The organism is Oceanicella actignis, from assembly GCF_008124525.1.
Lineage (GTDB): Bacteria > Pseudomonadota > Alphaproteobacteria > Rhodobacterales > Rhodobacteraceae > Oceanicella > Oceanicella actignis.
In genome coordinates this window covers 41,179-59,958 of record NZ_VNHJ01000012.1, presented here as the reverse complement: position 1 = coordinate 59,958, position 18,780 = coordinate 41,179, and the positions used below count along the sequence as shown (strand labels likewise).

The window sequence follows — 18,780 nt, the reverse complement described above, 5'->3', positions numbered from 1 at the left end:
CGCCCGCGCATCGAGCGGCGCGCGGGGCGCGCAGCGCCCGCAACACGACAAGGACGAAAGGACGCCGACCATGTTCCGCAAGATCCTGATCGCCAACCGGGGCGAGATCGCCGTGCGCATCGCCCGCACCGCCCGCCGCATGGGCGTCAAGACCGTGGCCGTCCATTCGGACGTCGACGCGAACGCGCCGCATGTCGCCGCCTGCGACGAGGCCGCGCTCATCGGCCCGGCGCCGGCCGCCGAAAGCTACCTGCGCGGCGACCGCATCATCGCGGCCGCGCTGGCCGCGGGGGCCGAGGCCATCCACCCCGGCTACGGCTTCCTGTCCGAGAACCCCGACTTCGTCGAGGCGGTCGAGGCCGCCGGCCTGACCTTCATCGGCCCGCCCGCCGCGGCGATCCGCGCCATGGGGCTCAAGGACGCGGCCAAGGCCGCGATGGAAAAGGCCGGCGTGCCCGTCGTGCCCGGCTATCACGGCGCCGAGCAGGACCCCGCCTTCCTCAAGGCCCGCGCGGACGAGATCGGCTACCCCGTGCTCATCAAGGCGCGCGCGGGCGGCGGCGGCAAGGGCATGCGCAAGGTCGATCGGCCCGAGGATTTCCTGCCCGCGCTCGAAGCCGCGCAGGGCGAGGGACGCGCCAGCTTCGGCGACGGCGCCTGCCTGATCGAGAAGTGGATCGTCGCGCCGCGGCATGTCGAGATCCAGGTCTTCGGCGACTCGCATGGCGGCGCGGTGCACCTGTTCGAGCGCGACTGCTCGCTTCAGCGCCGCCATCAGAAGGTGATCGAAGAGGCCCCCGCCCCCGGCATGACCGAAGAGATGCGCCGCGCCATGGGCGACGCGGCGGTGCGCGCGGCCCGGGCCATCGGTTATGCGGGCGCCGGCACGGTCGAGTTCATCGTCGACGCGTCCGAAGGCCTGCGCCCCGACCGCTTCTATTTCATGGAAATGAACACCCGCCTTCAGGTCGAGCACCCCGTCACCGAGGCCGTCGCCGGGCTTGACCTGGTCGAATGGCAGCTGCGCGTGGCGGCGGGCGAGCCCCTGCCCCTGCGGCAGGAGGATCTGCGCATCGACGGCTGGGCCTTCGAGGCGCGCCTCTATGCCGAGGACCCGGCCCGCGGCTTCATGCCCGCCACCGGCCGCCTGCGCCGCCTGCGCCTGCCCGAGGATCGCGCGCGCATCGACGCCGGCGTGCGCGAGGGCGACGAGATCCCCCCCCATTACGACCCGATGATCGCCAAGGTGATCGTCCATGGCCGCGACCGCGAAGAGGCGCGCCTGCGCCTGATCGACGCGCTCGAGGCGGCCGAGATCGCCGGCTCGACCACCAACCTGGCCTTCCTGGCGCGGCTGGCCGCCGATCCCGATTTCGCCGCCGGGCGCGTGGACACGGGATTGATCGATCGCAAGCTTGCGCAGCTGTCCGCGCCGCCCGAGCTGCGCCCCGAGACGCCCGCCCTCGCGGCCATCGCCGCGCTCGGGCTGCACGAGGCCGCGCCCGCGCCGGCCTTCGACGATCGTTCGGGCTGGCGCTTGTGGGACGCCGAAACGCGCGAGGTCGCGCTGATCGGCCCCGACGGCGCCGCCCGCGCCGTGCGCCTTCAGGCCCAGGGGCCGGGCCGCTTTGCCGCCGAAGGGCGCGAGATCGCGCTCTCGCGCCATGACGGGCGGCTGCGCGCGTCGGTCGACGGCGGCCCCGCCCGGCCCGTGACCCTGATGCGCTGGAGCGACGCGCAGGGCGTGGTCGCGGCGGTCATCGACGGCCCCGCGACCACGCAATGGCGCCTGCCCGACCCGCTCGAGTCCGCGGACGACGCCGCCGCGGGCGGCGACGCGGCGGCCGCGCCCATGCCCGGCCTGGTCAAGGCGGTGTTCGTCGCCCCCGGCGACGCGGTCAAGTCGGGCGACGCGCTGATCGTCATGGAGGCGATGAAGATGGAGCATCGCCTGACCGCGCCGCGCGACGGCGTGGTGGCGAGCGTGGCCTGCGCGCCCGGCGCGCAGGTGGCCGAGGGCGCCGTGCTTCTGACGCTGGAGCCCGAGGAATGAGCGCCGCGCCCCGCATCCGCATCTTCGAGATGGGCCCGCGCGACGGGCTCCAGAACGAAAGCCGCCTGATCCCGACGGCCGACAAGATCCGGCTGATCGACATGCTGTCCGAGTGCGGCTTCGACAAGATCGAGGCGACCAGCTTCGTCTCGCCGCGCTGGGTGCCGCAGATGGCCGACGCCGCCCAGGTGATGGCCGGCATCCGCCGCAAGCCGGGGGTGCGCTACGCGGTCCTGACGCCCAATCTCAAGGGCTACGAGGCCGCCCGCGCCGCCCGCGCCGACGAGGTGGCCGTGTTCGCCTCGGCCTCCGAGGGCTTCAGCCGCAAGAACATCAACTGCTCGATCGAGGAAAGCCTCGAGCGCTTCCGCCCCGTGCTCGAGGCGGCCGCCGCCGACGGCGTGCCCGTGCGCGGCTATGTCAGCTGCGTCGTCGCCTGTCCCTATGACGGCCCGACCCCGCCCGAGCAGGTCGCCTGCGTCGCCGCCGCGCTGATCGACATGGGCTGCTACGAGGTCAGCCTGGGCGACACCATCGGCGCGGGCGCGCCCGAAACCGTCGCGCCGATGCTCGACGCCGTGCTGGCCCGCGTGCCGGCCGGGCGCCTGGCCGGCCACTTCCACGACACGGGGGGCCGCGCGCTCGAGAACGTCGCGCTGAGCGTCGAGAAGGGCCTGCGCACCTTCGACGCCTCGGTCGGCGGGCTTGGCGGGTGTCCCTACGCCCCCGGCGCCAGGGGCAACGTCGCCACCGAAGAGGTGGCGCGCCTTCTGGCTCGGATGGGCTGGGAGACCGGCCTCGACCTGTCGCGTCTCGACGCCGCCGCCGCCTTCGCCCGCAGCCTGAGGAGCTCCGCCGATGCCTGAGACCATCGCCATCGACGTCGACGCCCGCGGCGTCGCCATGCTGACCCTTTCGCGCCCGGACAAGCACAACGCCCTGTCCGCCGCCATGATCGCCGAGCTGACCGAGGCCGCCGCCGCGCTGGGCGCCGACCCGGCCGTGCGCGCGGTGGTGCTGACGGGGGCGGGCGAAAGCTTTTGCGCCGGGGGCGATCTGGCCTGGATGCGCCAGCAATTCGCCGCCACGCGCCAGCAGCGCATCGCCGAGGCGATGCGGCTTGCGCGCATGCTCAAGGCGCTCAACGAACTGCCCAAGCCCCTGATCGGCCGCGTCAACGGGCAGGCCTTCGGCGGCGGCATCGGCATGATGGCGGTGTGCGACGTGTGCGTGGCGGCGCGCGGCGCGCGCTTCGGCCTGACCGAGGCGCGGCTGGGGCTGATCCCGGCCACCATCTCGCCCTATGTGATCGCCCGCATGACCGAGGGCATGGCCCGCCGGGTGTTCATGTCGGCCCGCCTGTTCGACGCCGACGAGGCGCGCGAGCTCGGCCTGGTCGCGCGCGTCGTCGAGCCGGACGAGCTTGACGACGCCGTCGCGCGCGAGGTGAAGCCCTATCTCTCGGCCGCGCCGGGCGCCGTGGCGCGCTGCAAGGCGCTGGCGCGGGCGCTGGGGCCGACGATCGACGACGCGGTGATCGCCATGACGGCCGAGCGCCTGGCCGACGCCTGGGAGGATCCCGAGGCGCATGAGGGCGTCTCGGCCTTCTTCGAAAGGCGCCCTCCGCGCTGGGCGGCCAAGGGCGGTCAGGGGTCCTGATGCGCCGCCCGTCAGGTCTGCGCAAGGCGGCCGGGCGCGGCGCGCGAAGCGAGGGCGCATGAGGGACCGGCGCGAAGCCGAGGCCGCGGCGCGGGACCTTGCGGCGATGCTGCGCGTCTGGGACGACGAGGCCGCCGGCCGCAGCCTCGCCCCCGCGCGCCTGTCGGGAACCCTGGCGCCGATGCTGGCGATGGCCGAGCGAAACCGCGTCGCCTGGGCCGCGTGCCGCGGCGTGGCGCTGGCGGTCCCGGCCATGGCGCCGCTGCTGGCTCCGGCGCAGGCGGCGCGCGAGGCGCATGCGCGGCTGGTCTTCGCGCAGCTGGCCGAGGCGGGCGCGGCGCTGGCGCGCGCGGGGGTGCGGGCGACGGCGCTCAAGGGCGCGGCGTTCCTGGCCGCCGGCGGCGCCCCGGCGCCGTGGCGCGAGATGGTCGATCTGGATCTGCTCGTGGCGCCGCGCGACCTTGCCGCCGCGGTCCGGGCGCTGCGGGCCGCAGGCTGGCGCGGCGACGAGGCCGCCTTCGTTTCGGGCGGCGACTACCATTTTCCGGCGATGTTCCCCGAATCGGGGCTGGGCGCGACCATCGAGCTGCATGTGCGCCTTGGCTGGGATGCGGGCGCGCTGCTCGACCCGGCCGCGGTGGCGGCGCGGGCCTCCGCCTCGGCGCTCGAGGGGCTGGCCACGCCCGCGCCCGAGGATCGGCTGGCGCATCTGGTGCGTCACGCGATGATCGCCGATCGGGGCCTTGCGCGCGGGGCGCTGCCGCTGCGCGGCGCGCTGGACTGGCGGCGGCTGAACGGCGCGGCGCATGCCCAGGCGCTGGCGACGCGGTTCGAGGCGGCGGGACAGGGCGCCGCGCTTCGCGCCTGGCAGGCGGCGATGGCGCTGATCTGGGACGAGCCCGCGCCCCCGGACCGCGCCGCCCGCGCATGGGCGCGGCGCGCGCTCGATTCCCTGGCCGACCCCGAGGCCGCCGCCCGCCGCGCCGCCCGCGACGCCATGGGCGCGCCGCTGCGCGCGCTGGCCTCGCCCGAGCGCCGCGCGCATCTGCTGCGCGCGCTGACCAACCCGGCGCGCGTCGCCCGCTTCGTGCGCGGCCTGCGCCGGCGCCCCGAGGATTGACCCTGAGGGCCGACGCCAGGGACTGACCCTGGGACCGACCCCAAGGCCTGGCGCCACGGACCGCCGGCGCGGATTGCCGGCGCCGGGCCGCCGCGCCGCCGGCTTGCCCAGCGCCCCCGTCGCCCCCCAGAGCGCCCGCCTTGCCGCCGGCCGAATCGCGCTGCGCCCCGCCCCCGAGCATCTCGACGCGGCGCCGCGCGGCGATGCCAGGCCGCTGCGCGCGCGGGGCGGCGCGGGGGCGGGGTCTGGCCGGCCGGCGCGACGTGCAGGCGCGCCAAGGCTCCGGCCTCGCGCGAAGGACAGGCGTTCGCGATGCAAGGGAGCGGGCCGCCGCCGCGCGGCGTCCGGTCGTGGCGCGGGAGGCGCGCGCCCGGCGCCCGGCGCGCGGGCCAGGACGCCGCTGCGCCGCGGCGCGATGGCGCGCAAGGCCTGCTGCCGGCGCCTTCAGAGGCGGCCGTGGGCGAAGTCCCAGTAAAGCTCTCGCGCGCGGCGGGTCACGGGGCCGACGGGATACTCGCGGTCGTCGAAGCGCGTTACGGGCATGACCTTGTGCGCGTTGCCGGTCGAGAAGACCTCGTCGGCGGCGCGCACGTCCTCGACCGTCAGCACCGTCTCGCGCACCTCGATGCCGTCGTCGCGCAGCAGGCCGATCACGCGCTGGCGGGTGATGCCGTTGAGGAAGGTTCCGTTGGGAATCGGCGTCATCGCCACCCCGTCGCGCACGATGAAGACGTTGGAGGTGGCCAGCTCGGCCACGTTGTCGAGCGCGTCCAGCGCCAGCGCGTTGTCGAAGCCGCGCGCGCGCGCCTCGCGCACCATGCGCGCGTTGTTGGGGTAAAGGCAGGCGGCCTTGGCGTCGGTGGTCGCCATGGACGGCAGGGGGCGCCGATAGCGCGTGAGCGTGATCGAGAACCCCTTGAACGGCGCCATGGGCAGCTCTTCGAGGCACAGGCAGAACGCCGCGCTGTCGGGATCGGGGGCGATCAGCGCCGCGCCGCCGTCGCGCGCCCAGCACATGGGGCGGATGTAGACGGCGGCGCCGGGCGAGAAGCGGCTCAGCCCCTCGCGGCACAGCTGCGCGATGCGCTCGTCGCTCAGGGGCGGGTTCAGGCCCATCGCCCGGGCCGAGGCGTTGAGCCGCGCGCAGTGCAGCTCGAGATCCGGGGCCACGCCCTCGAAGGCGCGCGCGCCGTCGAACACGCAGCTGCCCAGCCAAAGCCCGTGATCGGCCGCGCTCGCCACCATGGGCGCGCCGCGCGTCCAGGCGCCGTCGAACCAGGTCCATGTCTCGCCGCCGGCCATGGTCATCGTCTTCTCCTCTCCCGCAAGCGCCGCCACTGTGTCGCGCCGGCCGGACGGTTGCAAGCCGCCGGGCGCCGGCGCGGCGCGGCCCGCATTGCATTTGGCGCCGCGCGACACTAATACCCCGGAACGAGACCGCGCGAGGAACGGCGTCCATGAACTGGATCACGAACTACGTCCGCCCGAAGATCAACTCGCTGTTTTCGCGGCGCGAGGTGCCGGACAATCTCTGGCGCAAATGCGACGCGTGCGGAACCATGCTGTTCCATCGCGAGCTGTCCGACGCGCTGAACGTGTGCCCCAACTGCCAGCACCACATGCCCATCAGCCCGCGCGAGCGCTTCAAGGCGCTGTTCGACGGCGGGCTGTTCGTCGAGGTGCCGGTTCCCGACCCCATCCCCGACCCGCTGGGCTTCAAGGACGAGAAGCGCTACGCCGAGCGTCTGCGCGACGCGCGCCGCAAGACCGGCGAGCACGAGGCCATGCTGGTCGCCGAGGGCGAGATCGGCGGCCTGCGCGCCGTCTGCGCCGGGCAGGACTTCAGCTTCATGGGCGGCTCGATGGGCATGGCCGTGGGCAACGCGATGATCGCGGCGGCCGAGCGCGCGGTCGAGCGCAAGGCGCCCCTGGTCGTGTTCTCGGCCGCCGGCGGCGCGCGCATGCAGGAGGGCATCCTGAGCCTGATGCAGATGCCCCGCACCACCGTGGCCGTGCAGATGGTCAAGGAAGCGGGCCTGCCCTACGTGGTCGTGCTGACCCATCCGACCACCGGCGGCGTCACCGCCAGCTACGCCATGCTGGGCGACGTGCAGATCGCCGAGCCGGGGGCGCTGATCTGCTTCGCCGGCCCCCGCGTGATCGAGCAGACCATCCGCGAGAAGCTGCCCGAGGGCTTCCAGCGCGCCGAGTATCTGCTCGAGCACGGGATGCTGGACCGCGTCACCCATCGTCACCAGCTGCGCGACGAGCTGGCGCAGATTCTGCGGCTGCTGACCAAGGCGCCGCCGCGCAGCCATGGCGACCTGCCCGCCCCGGGGGACGAGCAGGGCGCGCCCGCCGAAGGGGACGAGGCTTGAGCGAGGCTCCGGCGCCCGCGGCGCGGGCGGGCAGCGACGCGGCGCTGGAGCGGCTGATGGCGCTCCACCCGAAGATCATCGACCTGACGCTCGAGCGGGTCGAGCGTCTGCTGGCGCGCCTCGGCCATCCCGAGCGCGACCTGCCGCCGGCGATCCATGTGGCCGGCACGAACGGCAAGGGCTCGACGCTGGCCATGATCCGCGCCGGGCTGGAAAGCGCGGGGCGCAGCTGCCATGTCTACACCTCGCCGCATCTGGCGCGGTTTCACGAGCGCATCCGCGTCGCCGGGCGGCTGATCTCCGAGCCCGATCTGCTGGCGCTGCTGGAAGAGTGCGAGCGCGTGAACGCCGGCGCGCCCATCACCTTTTTCGAGATCACCACCTGCGCCGCCTTTCTGGCCTTCGCGCGCAGCCCGGCCGACTACGCGCTGATCGAGGTCGGGCTGGGCGGGCGGCTGGACGCGACCAACGTCATCTCGCGCCCGGCGCTGACGGCGATCACGCCGATCTCGCTCGATCATCAGCAATATCTGGGCGAGACGCTGGCGCAGATCGCCGCCGAGAAGGCCGGCATCCTCAAGCCCGGAATCCCCTGCGTGCTGGCCCCCCAGCCCGACCAGGCCCGCGCCGTCGTCGAGGAGCGGGCCGCGCGGCTGGGCGCGCCCTTGCTGATCGGCGGGCAGGACTGGGACAGCCGCGAAGAGGCCGGGCGCCTGGTCTATCAGGATGCGGACGGGCTGCTGGACCTGCCCCTGCCGGCGCTGGCGGGCGCGCATCAGATCGTCAACGCCGGCGCCGCCGTCGCGGCGCTGCGCGCGCTGGGCATGAACGAGGCCGCCTGCGCCGGCGCCATGACCGGCGCGCGCTGGCCCGCGCGCATGCAGCGCCTTGACCCGGCCGATCTGCCCGGCGCGCCGCCCGACGCCGAGATCTGGCTGGACGGCGGGCACAACCCCGCGGCGGGCCAGGCGCTGGCCGCGCTTCTGGCGCGGATGAACGCGCGCCGTTCCGCTCCGCTTCACCTTGTCTGCGGCATGCTGGACACCAAGGATCCCGAAGGGTTCCTCGGGCACTTCGCGCCGCTGGCGCCCATGGTGCACGCGGTGAGCATTCCCGACGCGCCGGCGACGCTGCCGGCCGAGCGCACGGCCGCCGCGGCGCGGGCCGTCGGGCTGAGGGCCGAGGCCGCCGGCGACCTTGGCTCGGCGCTGGCCGCGGTGGCGCGGGCGGGCGATCCGGCGCCGCGGGTCGTCATCTGCGGCTCGCTCTATCTGGCGGGCGCGGTGCTGCGGACGATGCCGCCGCTGGATTGACGCGGAAGCGCGAGCGCGGCCGGCGCGAGGGGCGCTTGCGGTTGAGCGCGCGGCGCGTTTGCGATAACGGCGGTGGGGACTGCCGTTGGGGGAAGTCGGACACCAGGAAAGGCGATCGAGTGCTCAAGCCCGTCGAACCGCGCGAAGCGGCCATCATTGGCTATGCGTGCCGCCTGCCGGGCGCGCGCAGTCCCGAGGAATTCTGGTCGGTGCTCATGCAGGGGCGGTGCACGGTCTCGCAAGTGCAGTCCGACCGCTGGATCCGCGAGCGCTTCGCCCATCCCGACGTGCCCCGCGCGGGGCGGGCCTACACCTTCGCCGCCGGCCAGCTTGACGCGCCCTTCGACTTCGACGCCGGGTTCTTCGGCATCTCGCCGCGCGAGGCCGAGCAGATGGACCCCCAGCAGCGCCTGCTGCTGGAGGTGACGTGGGAGGCGCTCGAGAAGGCGGGGCTGCGACCCTCGGCGCTGCGCAAGGACCGGGCGGGGGTGTTCGTGGGCGCCTCGGCCTCGGACTACTCGAATCACCTCAATTTCGATCCCACCGCCGCCGGCGCCCAGTTCATGACCGGCAACACGCTGTCGCTGATCTCGAACCGGCTGTCCTATGTGCTGGACCTGCACGGCCCCAGCTTCACGGTCGATACGGCGTGCTCGTCCGGGCTCTACGCGCTGCACGCCGCGGTCGAGGCCATCGCCGCCGGGCGCGTCGAGACGGCGATCGTCGGCGCGGTGAACATGCTGCTCTCGCCCTTCCCGTTCATCGGCTTCTCGCAGGCGACGATGCTGTCGCCCTCGGGGCTGTGCCGCGCCTTCGACGCGCGCGGCGACGGCTATGTGCGCTCGGAAGGGGCGGTGACCTTCGTGCTCAAGGACCTGGCCGCCGCCATCGCCGACCAGGACCGCATCCTTGGCGTCGTCAGCGGCGCCGAGGTCAACTCGGACGGGCGCACCACCGGCGTGTCCATGCCCAGCGCCGAGCGTCAGGCCGAGCTGCTGCGCGCCAGCTATGCGCGCCTCGGGATCGATCCCGAGCGGCTGGCCTTCGTCGAGGCCCATGGCACCGGCACGCGCGTGGGCGACCCGGTCGAGGCGACGGCGCTGGGGCGGGTGCTGGGCGCGCGCCGCGCCGCGCCGCTGCCGGTGGGGTCGGCCAAGACCAATGTCGGGCATCTCGAGCCGGCCTCGGGCCTGGTCGGGCTGCTCAAGGCGCAGCTGGCGCTCGAGCATGGCGTGCTGCCGCGCTCGCTGCATTTCGAAACGCCCAACCCCGACATCGACTTCGCGGGGCTGAACCTGCGCGTTGCGGCCGAAGAGGTTCCGCTGCCCGAATCGGGCGCGCCGCTTTACGCCGGCGTCAACTCGTTCGGCTTCGGCGGCGCGAATGCGCATGCCGTGCTGCGCCAGCCCTCGGAGGCCGAGCGCCGCCGCCCGCCCGCCCAGCACGAGCCGGCGCCGCTGATCATCTCGGCGCGTTCCGAGGAAAGCCTGCGCGCCCTGGCCGGCGCGTGGCGCGACCGCCTTCGGGGCGCCTCGGCGGACGAGGCCGCGCGCCTGGCCAACGCCGCCGCCTACCGGCGCGAGCGCCTGTCCCACCGCCTGATCGTCGTGCCCTCGGCGCCCGAGGCGCAGGCCGCCGCGCTCGACGCCTATCTGGCCGGAAACGAGAGCGCCGACCTGGCCGTGGGCCGCGCCATGGCCGGCCAGACGCGCACCGCCTTCGTCTATTCGGGCAACGGGGCGCAGTTCGTGGGCATGGGACGCGCCGCCTACGCGGCCGATCCGGTGTTCCGCGCGCGTTTCGACGAGGTGTCGGCGATCTTCGAGCGCCTGTCGGAGGTCAGCCTGACGCAGGCCCTGCACGACCAGGACCTGGAGCGGCGGCTGCGCGCGACCTCGCTGGCCCAGCCGCTGCTCTTCGCCATCCAGGTCGGCGTGACCGAAAGCCTGGCCGAGAAGGGGCTGACGCCCGACGCGGTGATCGGCCATTCGGTGGGCGAGGTGGCCGCCGCCTGGGCGGCCGGCGCGTTCGATCTGCCCGACGCGGTGCGCCTGATCCATGTCCGCTCGCATGGGCAGGAGCCCTTGCGCGGTCTCGGCGGCATGGCGGCGGCCCTGGCCCCGGCCGACAAGGTCGAGCAGCTTCTGGCGCAGGAGGGGCTCGAGGAGGTGTGCCTGGCGGCCGAGAACTCGCCGCGCTCGGTCACGGTTTCGGGGCCCGAGGCGGCGCTCGACGCCTTTGCGCGCGCCGCGCGTAAGCGGCGCATCGCCGTGCGGCGGCTGGATCTGGAATATCCGTTCCACTCGCCGCTGGCCGACCGCATCGTCGCGCCGCTGGCCGCCGAGCTGGCCTGGGCGCGGCCCGACGAATGCCGCGCGCGCTTCGTCTCGGCCACCTGGGGGCGGCCCGCCGACGGGCAGGAGCTGGGCCCGGCCTACTGGATCGAGAACATCCGCCAGCCGGTGCGCTTTCGCGCCGGCGTCGAGGCGCTGATCGAGGATGGCTGCGGCGTCTTCGTCGAGATCGGCCCGCGCCCGGTGCTGCTGAACTATCTGCGCGACGTGGCCGAGGCCAAGGCGCGCCCCGCCGCCGCGCTGCCCTCGCTCGAGGAGCGCGACGAGGCGCCCGACCTTCGCCGCGTCGCGGCCCGCGCCGCGACGCAGGGCGCGCGCCTGGCCGAGCGGCGCTTCTTCGGTCCCGACCGCAAGGCGGCCGAGGATCTGCCCGCCTATCCGTGGCGCCGGCAGACCTTCCGCCTGGCGCTGGACGACGAAGCGATCCGCATGCTCGAGCCGGGGCGGCAGAACCCGCTTCTGGGCTTCGCCGCGCGCCAGCATGGGCGCGACTGGCGCGCCGCGATCGACGCGCGCTGCCCGGCCTGGCTGGGCGATCACCGGGTGGGCGGCTCGGTGGTGGCGCCCGGCGCGGCCTTCGCCGACATGGCGCTGTCGGCCGGGCGCGCGGCGCTGGCCGAGGGACCGATCGAGCTGGTCGATCTGGACATCCTGCGCGCGCTCGCGCTCGACGACGAGGCCGGGCGCGAGACGCGCGTGCGCCTCGAGGGCGAACGCGCCGTCGTCTCGATCGAAAGCCGCGCGCGTCTGGCGGGCGAGGATTTCGCCCTGCATGCCCGCGGGCGCGTGCGCCGCGCCTTCCGCGCGCCGCCGCCGCCGCGCCCGGCGCCCGAGGCTCCGGCGACCATGGACCGCGCGGCGCTTTACGAGCGCGCGCGGCGCATCGGCATCGAGTTCGGCCCCAGCTTTCGCCGCGCCGCGGCGGTCATGCGCCTTGACGCGCAGCGCGCCTATTCGCGCCTCGACGCCGAGGGGCTGGATCTTGAGGCGCACACGATCCATCCGATCCTGCTTGACGCGGCCTTCCATGGCCTGCTGGCCATGGTCCCGGAGGCCGCGCGCGCGGGCGGGCCGGCGCGCGCCTTCCTGCCGATCCGCATCGGCCGCCTGACGCTGTTCGGCCCCGCCGACGGCATTCGCGGCGCGTGGATCGAGATCCTGCGCGCCGGCCCGCGCGAGATCGTGGCCCGCTTCACGCTTGTCGGCCATGACGGCGCCCCGCTGGCCGAGGCCGACGAGGTGCGCTTCAAGGCGGTCGAGATGACCCGCTCGGCCGACCCGCGCGCGCTGGTCTATCGCAACGCGCTCGAGCGGCTGGCCCCGCCCGAGGGCCGCGCGGCCGCGCCGCTCGATCCCGTCGCCGAAAGCGCCCGCGCCCTGGCCGCCGAGACCCCGCCCGAGCCGGGCGCCGGCGCGCTGCTGATCGACACGCTGGCGCGCCGCGCCGCGTTCGACGCGGCGGCCGCGCTTGCGCGCGAGGGGGTGATCGACCCGGCGGCCATGCAGGCCGAGGGGCGCCTGGCCGAAAACGCGCGCCCCCTTCTGTGGCGGATCCTGACCGCGCTCGAGGATGACGGGGCGCTCGTGCGCCTGCCCGAAGGCGCTTTCCGCCTGGCCGAGGCGCCCTATCCCTCGGCCGAGCAGCTGACCGAGGCCCTGCTGGCCGAGGCGCCGCGGCGGATCAACGAGCTGATGCGCATCATCGACGCGGCCGAGCGCCTGCCCCGCGCGCTGGCCGAAGGGCTTGGGGCGGGCGACGAGCCGCGCACCGCCGCGCAGCTGCGCATGCGCGCCGCCGGCCCGGCGGGCGAGGCGCGCTGGGCCGCGCTCGAGCGGCTGCTCGACGCGCTGCTGGCCGACGCGCCCGCGCCGGCCGCGCGGCGGATCTGCGTGCTGGTGCTGGGCGCCGCGCCCGCCGCGCTGGTCGACCGGCTGGCCGAGGCGGCCGAGGCCGGGCGCCTGGCCCGCGCCGTGATCGCCGACCCCGACCCGCGGCGCGCGCGCGCGCTGGCCATGGCCGATCCGGGGCGGGCGGGGCTGCGCTTCGCCGCGCTCGACGAGCTGCCCGACGCGCCCGATTTCGACCTTGTCCTGTGCGCCGACGCGCTCGCGCGCATGGGTGCCGACGCCCTGGCCGCCCTGCGCCGGCGCCTTGCCCCGGGCGCGCTGGTCGCCGCGGTCGAGGAGGCGCCCGGCCTTGCCCTTGACCTGACCGAAGGCCTGGCCGCGCCCTGGTGGCGCGACACGCTCGACCCGCAGGCGCCGCTTGGCCTTCAGAAGGACGGCGCCGAATGGGCCGCCGATCTGGCCCGCGCCGGCTTCGAGGGCGCCGCCGCGGCCGCCCTGGACAGCGCCGAGACGCAGGCCGCCCTGCTCACCGCCCGCGCCCCGGCGCAGGCCGCGGCGGGGGCCGAACGGCCCGGCGGCCGGGCGCCCGCCGAACCCGCGCAGGGAGACGCGGCCGCCGCGCAGGACGGCGCGGCCGAGCCCGGCCTGCCGCCGGGCCTGCTTGTCGTCGCCCCCGAGGGCCGCGAGGCCGCCGCGCGGGCGCTGGCCGACGCGCTGGGCGCGCATGGGATCGCGGCGCGCGCCTCGGCGCTGGCCGAGCTTGGGGCCGCGCCCGAGGGCGCCGAGCTGCTGTTCCTTCCGGCCGAGGCCCCCGATCGGGCCGACGAGACCGACGAGGCCGCCACCCGCATCATGGCGCTGCGCCGCGCGCTGACCGAGGCGCGGGCGCCGTCGCGGGTGTGGGTCGTCACCCGAGGCGGCGTCGCCGCCGGCGCCGGGCGGCGCCTGCGCCCGCTGGACGCGGCGATGTGGGGGCTGACCCGGGTCGCGGCGAACGAGTTCCCCGCTCTCGACCTGCGCCTTGCCGATTTCGACCCCGAGCTGGACGACGACGCCTTCCTCGCCGCCCTGGCCGCCGAGCTGCGCGCCCCCGCCGAGGATCGCGAGACGGTGCACGACCGGCTTGGCCGTTCGGGCGTGCGCGTGCAGCGCGCCCCCGACCTGCCCGACCGCGCGCGCGCCGCCGCGGCCGGGGGCGCGGCGATCCGCCGGCTCGAGATCGCCCGCCAGGGCGACATCGACACGCTCGAGTGGCGCGTCGCGCCGCGGCCCGATCCCGCCCCCGACCAGATCGAGATCGAGATCCTGGCCGCCGGCCTCAACTTCCGCGACGTGATGTGGGCCCAGGGCCTGCTGCCCGAAGAGGCGCTCGAGGACGGCTTCGCCGGGCCGACGCTGGGCATGGAGTGCTCGGGCGTGGTCACGCGCGTGGGCGCGGCCTGCACGCGCTTCAAGCCGGGCGACCAGGTGATCGCCTTCGCCTCGTCCTGCTTCGCCAGCCATGCCTGCGTACGCGAGGACGCCGCCGCGCCCCTGCCCGAGGGCGTCGAGCCTCTGGCCGCCGCGACCATCCCCGCCGCATTCCTGACCGCCTGGTATGGGCTGGTGCAGCTGGCGAACCTGTCGCGCGGCGAAACGGCGTTGATCCATGGCGGCGCCGGCGGGGTGGGGCTGGCGGCGATCCAGATCGCCGCGGCGCGCGGGGCGCGGGTGATCGCCACGGCGGGCACGCCGGCGCGGCGGGCGCTGTTGCGCCGCCTTGGCGCCTGGCGCGTGTTCGACAGCCGCTCGCTCGACTTCGCCGCCCAGGTCCTGGAGGCGACCGGGGGGCAGGGGGTCGACGTGGCGCTCAACTCGCTGTCGGGCGAGGCGCTCGAGCGCACGCTCGAATGCCTGCGCCCCTTCGGGCGCTTCATCGAGCTGGGCAAGCGCGACTTCTACGCCGACTCGCAGATCGGGCTCAGACCCTTCCGCCGCAACCTGACCTATTTCGGGGTGGACGCGGATCAGCTGCTGGTTCATCGGCCCGAGCTGGCGCGGCGCATGTTCGAGGCGCTGGGCGGGCTGTTCGCGCGCGGCGACCTGGCGCCGCTTCCGCATGCGGCGTTCGATCCCTCGGACGTCGCCGACGCCTTCCGCCTGATGCAGAAGTCGGGCCATGTGGGCAAGATCCTGATCCGCGCGCCCAGGGCCCCCGCGCCGGCCGCGCGCGCCGCGGCGCCCGCGCTGCGTCCCGACGGCGCCTGGCTGGTCATCGGCGGGCTGGGCGGCTTCGGCGCCGAAACCGCCGCCTGGCTGGTCGAGCGCGGGGCGCGGCGGGTGTGGCTGACCTCGCGCGGGGGGCGGCCGACCGAGGGCGCGCGCGCCGCCATCCGCCGCATGGAGGCCGCCGGCGCCGCGGTCGAGATCCGCGCCGTGGACGCCGCCGACCAGGACGCCATGCGCGCCCTCATCGCCGAGATCGAGGGCGGCCCGGCCCCGCTGCGCGGCGTCATCCACGCGGCCATGGTGCTGGAGGACGGCCTGCTGGCCAATCAGGAGACCGAGCGCGTGCGCCGCGTGCTGCGTCCCAAGATCGCCGGCGCGCGCAACGCCGATCTGCTGACGCGCGGGCTCGAGCTTGACATGTTCGTGGTCTTTTCGTCGGCGACGACGCTGATCGGCAATCCGGGGCAGGCGGCCTATGTGGCGGCCAACGCCTATCTCGAGGCCCTGATGGCCGAGCGCCGCCGGGCGGGGCTGCCGGGTCTGGCCATGGCCTGGGGCGCGATTTCGGATGCGGGCTATCTGACGCGCGACGAGCAGACGCAAAAGCTGCTGTCGGGCCGCCTGGGCGCCGCCGCCCTGACCGCGCGCGAGGCGCTGGCCGGGCTCGAGATGGCCCTGGCCGCGCAGGATCCGGCCGATCTTTCGGCCATCGGCTATGCGCAGCTCGACTGGGCCTCGGCGCGGCGCGAGCTGGCGCTGACCGCGACGCCGCTTTTCGCCCGCCTGCCCATGCCGCGCCTCGAGGCGGGCGCGGGCGCCGGGGCGGCGGATCTGGCGGCGCTGGTGCGCGGCCTGCCCGAGGACGAGGCGCTGCGCCTGGTGATCGAGCGCCTGGCGCAGGAGGCGTCGCGCATCCTGCGCCTGCCGGTCGAAGAGATCGACCCGGCCCAGCCGCTGACCGATATGGGCTTCGACAGCCTCATGGCGGTCGATTTGCGCATGGCGGCGGAAGAGAAGCTGGGCGTCGATCTGCCGCTCATGTCGCTGTCGGGCGGCGCGACGCTGACCGACGTGGCCGCGCGCGCGCTGGCGCGGGCGCTCGAGGTCGAGGCGGCGCCGAACGAGGCCGACGGCGACGCGCGCGCCGCCGCCGAGCTGGCCGAGCGCCATGTGGCCGAGGGCGTGGACCCCGCCGCGCTGGCCGAGATCGCGCGGCGGGCGGACGAAACCGGGCGCGCGCTGTGACGCGCGCCGCACGAGCGAGGAGGAGGCGATGAGCGAGGACGGCGCGCCGCAGGACGGGCAGGGGCGTTTCGCGGCGGCGCGGCGCTCGGCGCTGCTCGAACAGCTGCGCGCCGCCCGCGCCCGGCGCCCCGCCGCCGAGCAGGCCGAACGCCCCGCGCCGGCCCGGCGCGCGGCGCGGCGCAGCTTCGACTTCTCGACCCTGCCCGCGCACAAGCAGATGCGCATGCAGCGCGCCGCGGCCGAGATGATGGGCATCGAGCCGCCCTTCTTCCGCGTGCAGGAGGGCTACGCGGCCCAGACCTGCGTGATCGAGGGGCGCGAGCTGCTCAATTTCTCGTCCTACAACTATCTTGGCCTGAACGGTCACCCGCATGTGCGCGCCGCGGCCAAGGCCGCGATCGACCGCTACGGCGTGTCGGTCTCGGCCAGCCGCGTGGTGGCGGGCGAGCGCGACCTGCACCGCCGCCTCGAGCAGGCGCTGGCGCGTTTCCTGGGCGTCGAGGACGCGGCGGCCTTCGTCTCGGGACATGCGACGAACGTGACCGCCATCGGCACGCTGCTGGGGCCGCGCGATCTGGCGCTGGTCGACGCGCTGGCGCACAACTCGATCTACGAGGGGGCGCGGCTGTCGGGCGCGACGCGCATCACCTTTCCGCACAACGACTTCGCCTGGGTGGATGACTTTCTGACCCGCCGGCGCGGCGATTTCGAGCGCGTGCTGATCGCCGTCGAGGGGCTTTACTCGATGGATGGCGACGCGCCCGACCTGCCCGCCTTCGTCGAGGTCAAGAGCCGCCACGACGCCTGGCTGATGGTGGACGAGGCGCACGCGCTGGGCGTGCTGGGCGCCACGGGCCGCGGCATCGCCGAGGCGCAGGGCGTCGATCCGGCCTCGGTCGAGATCTGGATGGGCACGCTCAGCAAGACCCTGTCGTCCTGCGGCGGCTACATCGCCGGCTCGGCGGCGCTGGTCGATCTGCTCAAGGCCACCGCGCCGGGCTTCGTCTATTCGGTGGGGCTGGCCGCGCCGCTGACGGCGGCCGCGCTGGCGGCGCTCGAGGTGCTCGAGGCCGAGCCCGAGCGCGTGGCGCGGCTGCAGCGCAACGGCGCGCGCCTGCTCGAGCGCGCGCGCGCCGCCGGGCTGGACACCGGGCTGTCGCAGGGCTTCGCCGTCACGCCGGTCATCGTCGGCGACAGCGCCCGCGCGGCGATCCTGTCGGACATGGTGCGGCGGCGCGGGGTCAACGCGCTGCCCATCACCTTCCCCGCCGTGCCCGAGAAGCAGGCGCGGCTGCGCTTCTTCGTCAGCGCCGACCACGCCCCCGAGCAGATCGACCGTGCCGTCGAGATCACCGCCGCCGCCCTGCCCGAGGCGCTGGCGCGCCCGCTGATCGCCGGCTGAGCGCCGGCCGGGCGTCGGTTCAGCCCTGCGGCCGCCGGGCGGCCAGGAAGGCGCGCGCGGCGTCCAGCGCCCGGCGGATGGTCACGTCCATGTCCAGATACTGATAGGTTCCCAGCCGCCCGACGAAGGTCACGCCCTTCTCGGCCGCGGCCATCTGCTCGTATTTCAGCAGCATCGCCTTCTCGTTCACCAGGCGGATCGGGTAGTAGGGAATGTCGTCCGGCCCGCAGGCGCGCGAGTATTCGCGGAACACGATCGTCTGGTCGGGAATCCGCTCCCACGGCGCAAAGTGCTTGTGCTCGGAGATGCGGGTGAAGGGCACGTCGGGATCGGGATAGTTCATCACCGCGCAGCCCTGGAAATCGACCTCGGGCCCCGAGGCGCGCTCGGCCTCGAAATCCAGCGTCCGGTAGCCAAGCCGCCCCTCGCGATACTGGAAGTAACGATCGATCGGCCCCGAGTAGAAGACATGGTCGAAGGGCTCGTCCAGCTCCTCGAAGGCGCAGCCCAGCCGCAGCTCGACGCCCGGAACGTCCAGGATGCGCTGGACGATGGCGGTGTAGCCGTCGCGCGGCATGCCCTGGAAGGGGTGGTTGAAGTAGTTGTCGTCGTAGTTGAAGCGCAGCGGCAGGCGCTTGAGGATCGAGGCGGGCAGCTCGGCGGGCTCGACCCCCCATTGCTTCTTCGTGTAGCCGTAGAAGAAGGTGCGGTAGAGCTCTTCGCCGACGAAGCGCAGGGCCTGCTCCTCGAAGGTGCGCGGCTCTTCGATGTCGAGGCGGGCGCGCGATTCGACGAAGGCGCGCGCCTGGGCGGGCGAGAAGGTCTTGCCGAAGAACTGGTTGATGGTGTGCAGGTTGATCGGCAGCGAATAGACCGCCCCGCGCGCCGTGGCCTTGACCCGGTTGACGAAGGGCTCCATGCGGCCGAAGCGGTTGACGTAGCGCCAGACCTCTTCGTCGGCCGTGTGGAAGATGTGCGGGCCGTAGCGATGCACCATCACGCCGGTTTGCGGATCGCGTTCGGTGTGGCAGTTGCCGGCGATGTGGCTGCGCTCGTCCACCACAAGGCACGAGAAGCCGGCCTCGGCCAGTTCGCGCGCGATCACGGCGCCTGAAAATCCGGCGCCCACGATGCAGATGCGGCCCATGATTGACCTTCCCTTGCGTTTTCAACTAGGCGTGCTGTTAACAACCCCCCATC

The 18,780-nt window shown here is 74.7% G+C and carries 10 protein-coding genes; 8 read left to right on the top strand and 2 right to left on the bottom strand.

What is annotated here, in order from left to right:
• The first annotated feature begins 70 nt into the window (after window positions 1–70).
• From LY05_RS14135 to LY05_RS14120, 4 genes are read left to right on the top strand one after another with little or no spacing between them, the layout of a single operon-like run.
• Window positions 71–2,053 carry an acetyl/propionyl/methylcrotonyl-CoA carboxylase subunit alpha gene (locus tag LY05_RS14135; RefSeq protein ID WP_148923576.1) on the top strand — a complete coding sequence of 661 codons (1,983 nt, stop codon included), beginning with the start codon at window positions 71–73 and terminating at the stop codon, window positions 2,051–2,053.
• Entirely contained in the window at window positions 2,050–2,919 is an 870-nt protein-coding gene (locus LY05_RS14130) for a hydroxymethylglutaryl-CoA lyase (RefSeq protein ID WP_148923575.1), read from the top strand. Before LY05_RS14135 ends, LY05_RS14130 begins: the two co-directional genes overlap by 4 nt.
• Entirely contained in the window at window positions 2,912–3,712 is an 801-nt protein-coding gene (locus LY05_RS14125) for a crotonase/enoyl-CoA hydratase family protein (RefSeq protein WP_148923574.1), read from the top strand. Before LY05_RS14130 ends, LY05_RS14125 begins: the two co-directional genes overlap by 8 nt.
• A 58-nt stretch (window positions 3,713–3,770) precedes the next feature.
• Window positions 3,771–4,832, top strand: coding sequence for a nucleotidyltransferase family protein (locus LY05_RS14120; RefSeq protein ID WP_170259018.1), 1,062 nt, complete (start codon window positions 3,771–3,773; stop codon window positions 4,830–4,832).
• A 444-nt stretch (window positions 4,833–5,276) separates the two neighbouring features.
• Here the strand turns inward: LY05_RS14120 and LY05_RS14115 are convergent, their stop codons facing one another.
• On the bottom strand, window positions 5,277–6,134 hold the full coding sequence (locus tag LY05_RS14115; protein WP_072747217.1) for a branched-chain amino acid aminotransferase: 858 nt from the start codon (window positions 6,132–6,134) through the stop codon (window positions 5,277–5,279).
• 155 nt (window positions 6,135–6,289) lie between these two features.
• Between LY05_RS14115 and accD the strand changes: the two genes are divergently transcribed.
• From accD to LY05_RS14095, 4 genes are all read left to right on the top strand, one after another.
• A complete protein-coding gene (gene accD, locus LY05_RS14110) occupies window positions 6,290–7,210 on the top strand; it encodes an acetyl-CoA carboxylase, carboxyltransferase subunit beta (RefSeq protein ID WP_072747157.1) in 921 nt (306 codons plus the stop codon).
• A 56-nt stretch (window positions 7,211–7,266) separates the two neighbouring features.
• Entirely contained in the window at window positions 7,267–8,523 is a 1,257-nt protein-coding gene (locus LY05_RS14105) for a bifunctional folylpolyglutamate synthase/dihydrofolate synthase (RefSeq protein WP_148923593.1), read from the top strand.
• A 119-nt stretch (window positions 8,524–8,642) separates the two neighbouring features.
• Window positions 8,643–16,178 carry a type I polyketide synthase gene (locus tag LY05_RS14100; protein WP_148923572.1) on the top strand — a complete coding sequence of 2,512 codons (7,536 nt, stop codon included), beginning with the start codon at window positions 8,643–8,645 and terminating at the stop codon, window positions 16,176–16,178.
• A gap of 28 nt (window positions 16,179–16,206) precedes the next feature.
• The gene (locus tag LY05_RS14095) at window positions 16,207–17,580 is read left to right on the top strand and encodes an aminotransferase class I/II-fold pyridoxal phosphate-dependent enzyme (RefSeq protein WP_072747159.1); all 1,374 of its coding nucleotides are present in this window, start codon (window positions 16,207–16,209) and stop codon (window positions 17,578–17,580) included.
• Between the two features lie 19 nt (window positions 17,581–17,599).
• On the opposite strand, the gene glf is transcribed toward LY05_RS14095, so the two are convergent.
• Complete coding sequence (gene glf, locus LY05_RS14090; protein WP_148923571.1) at window positions 17,600–18,727, bottom strand: UDP-galactopyranose mutase; 1,128 nt, start codon at window positions 18,725–18,727, stop codon at window positions 17,600–17,602.
• Window positions 18,728–18,780: the final 53 nt, after the last annotated feature.

What these genes read in the sequence shown, in the direction of transcription:
- LY05_RS14095 (WP_072747159.1), top strand. Translation starts at nt 16,207, where the DNA reads ATGAGCGAGGACGGCGCGCCGCAGGACGGGCAGGGGCGTTTCGCGGCG.
- LY05_RS14130 (WP_148923575.1), top strand. Translation starts at nt 2,050, where the DNA reads ATGAGCGCCGCGCCCCGCATCCGCATCTTCGAGATGGGCCCGCGCGAC.
- glf (WP_148923571.1), bottom strand. Translation starts at nt 18,727, where the DNA reads ATGGGCCGCATCTGCATCGTGGGCGCCGGATTTTCAGGCGCCGTGATC.
- LY05_RS14125 (WP_148923574.1), top strand. Translation starts at nt 2,912, where the DNA reads ATGCCTGAGACCATCGCCATCGACGTCGACGCCCGCGGCGTCGCCATG.
- LY05_RS14115 (WP_072747217.1), bottom strand. Translation starts at nt 6,134, where the DNA reads ATGGCCGGCGGCGAGACATGGACCTGGTTCGACGGCGCCTGGACGCGC.
- LY05_RS14105 (WP_148923593.1), top strand. Translation starts at nt 7,267, where the DNA reads ATGGCGCTCCACCCGAAGATCATCGACCTGACGCTCGAGCGGGTCGAG.
- LY05_RS14120 (WP_170259018.1), top strand. Translation starts at nt 3,771, where the DNA reads ATGAGGGACCGGCGCGAAGCCGAGGCCGCGGCGCGGGACCTTGCGGCG.
- accD (WP_072747157.1), top strand. Translation starts at nt 6,290, where the DNA reads ATGAACTGGATCACGAACTACGTCCGCCCGAAGATCAACTCGCTGTTT.
- LY05_RS14135 (WP_148923576.1), top strand. Translation starts at nt 71, where the DNA reads ATGTTCCGCAAGATCCTGATCGCCAACCGGGGCGAGATCGCCGTGCGC.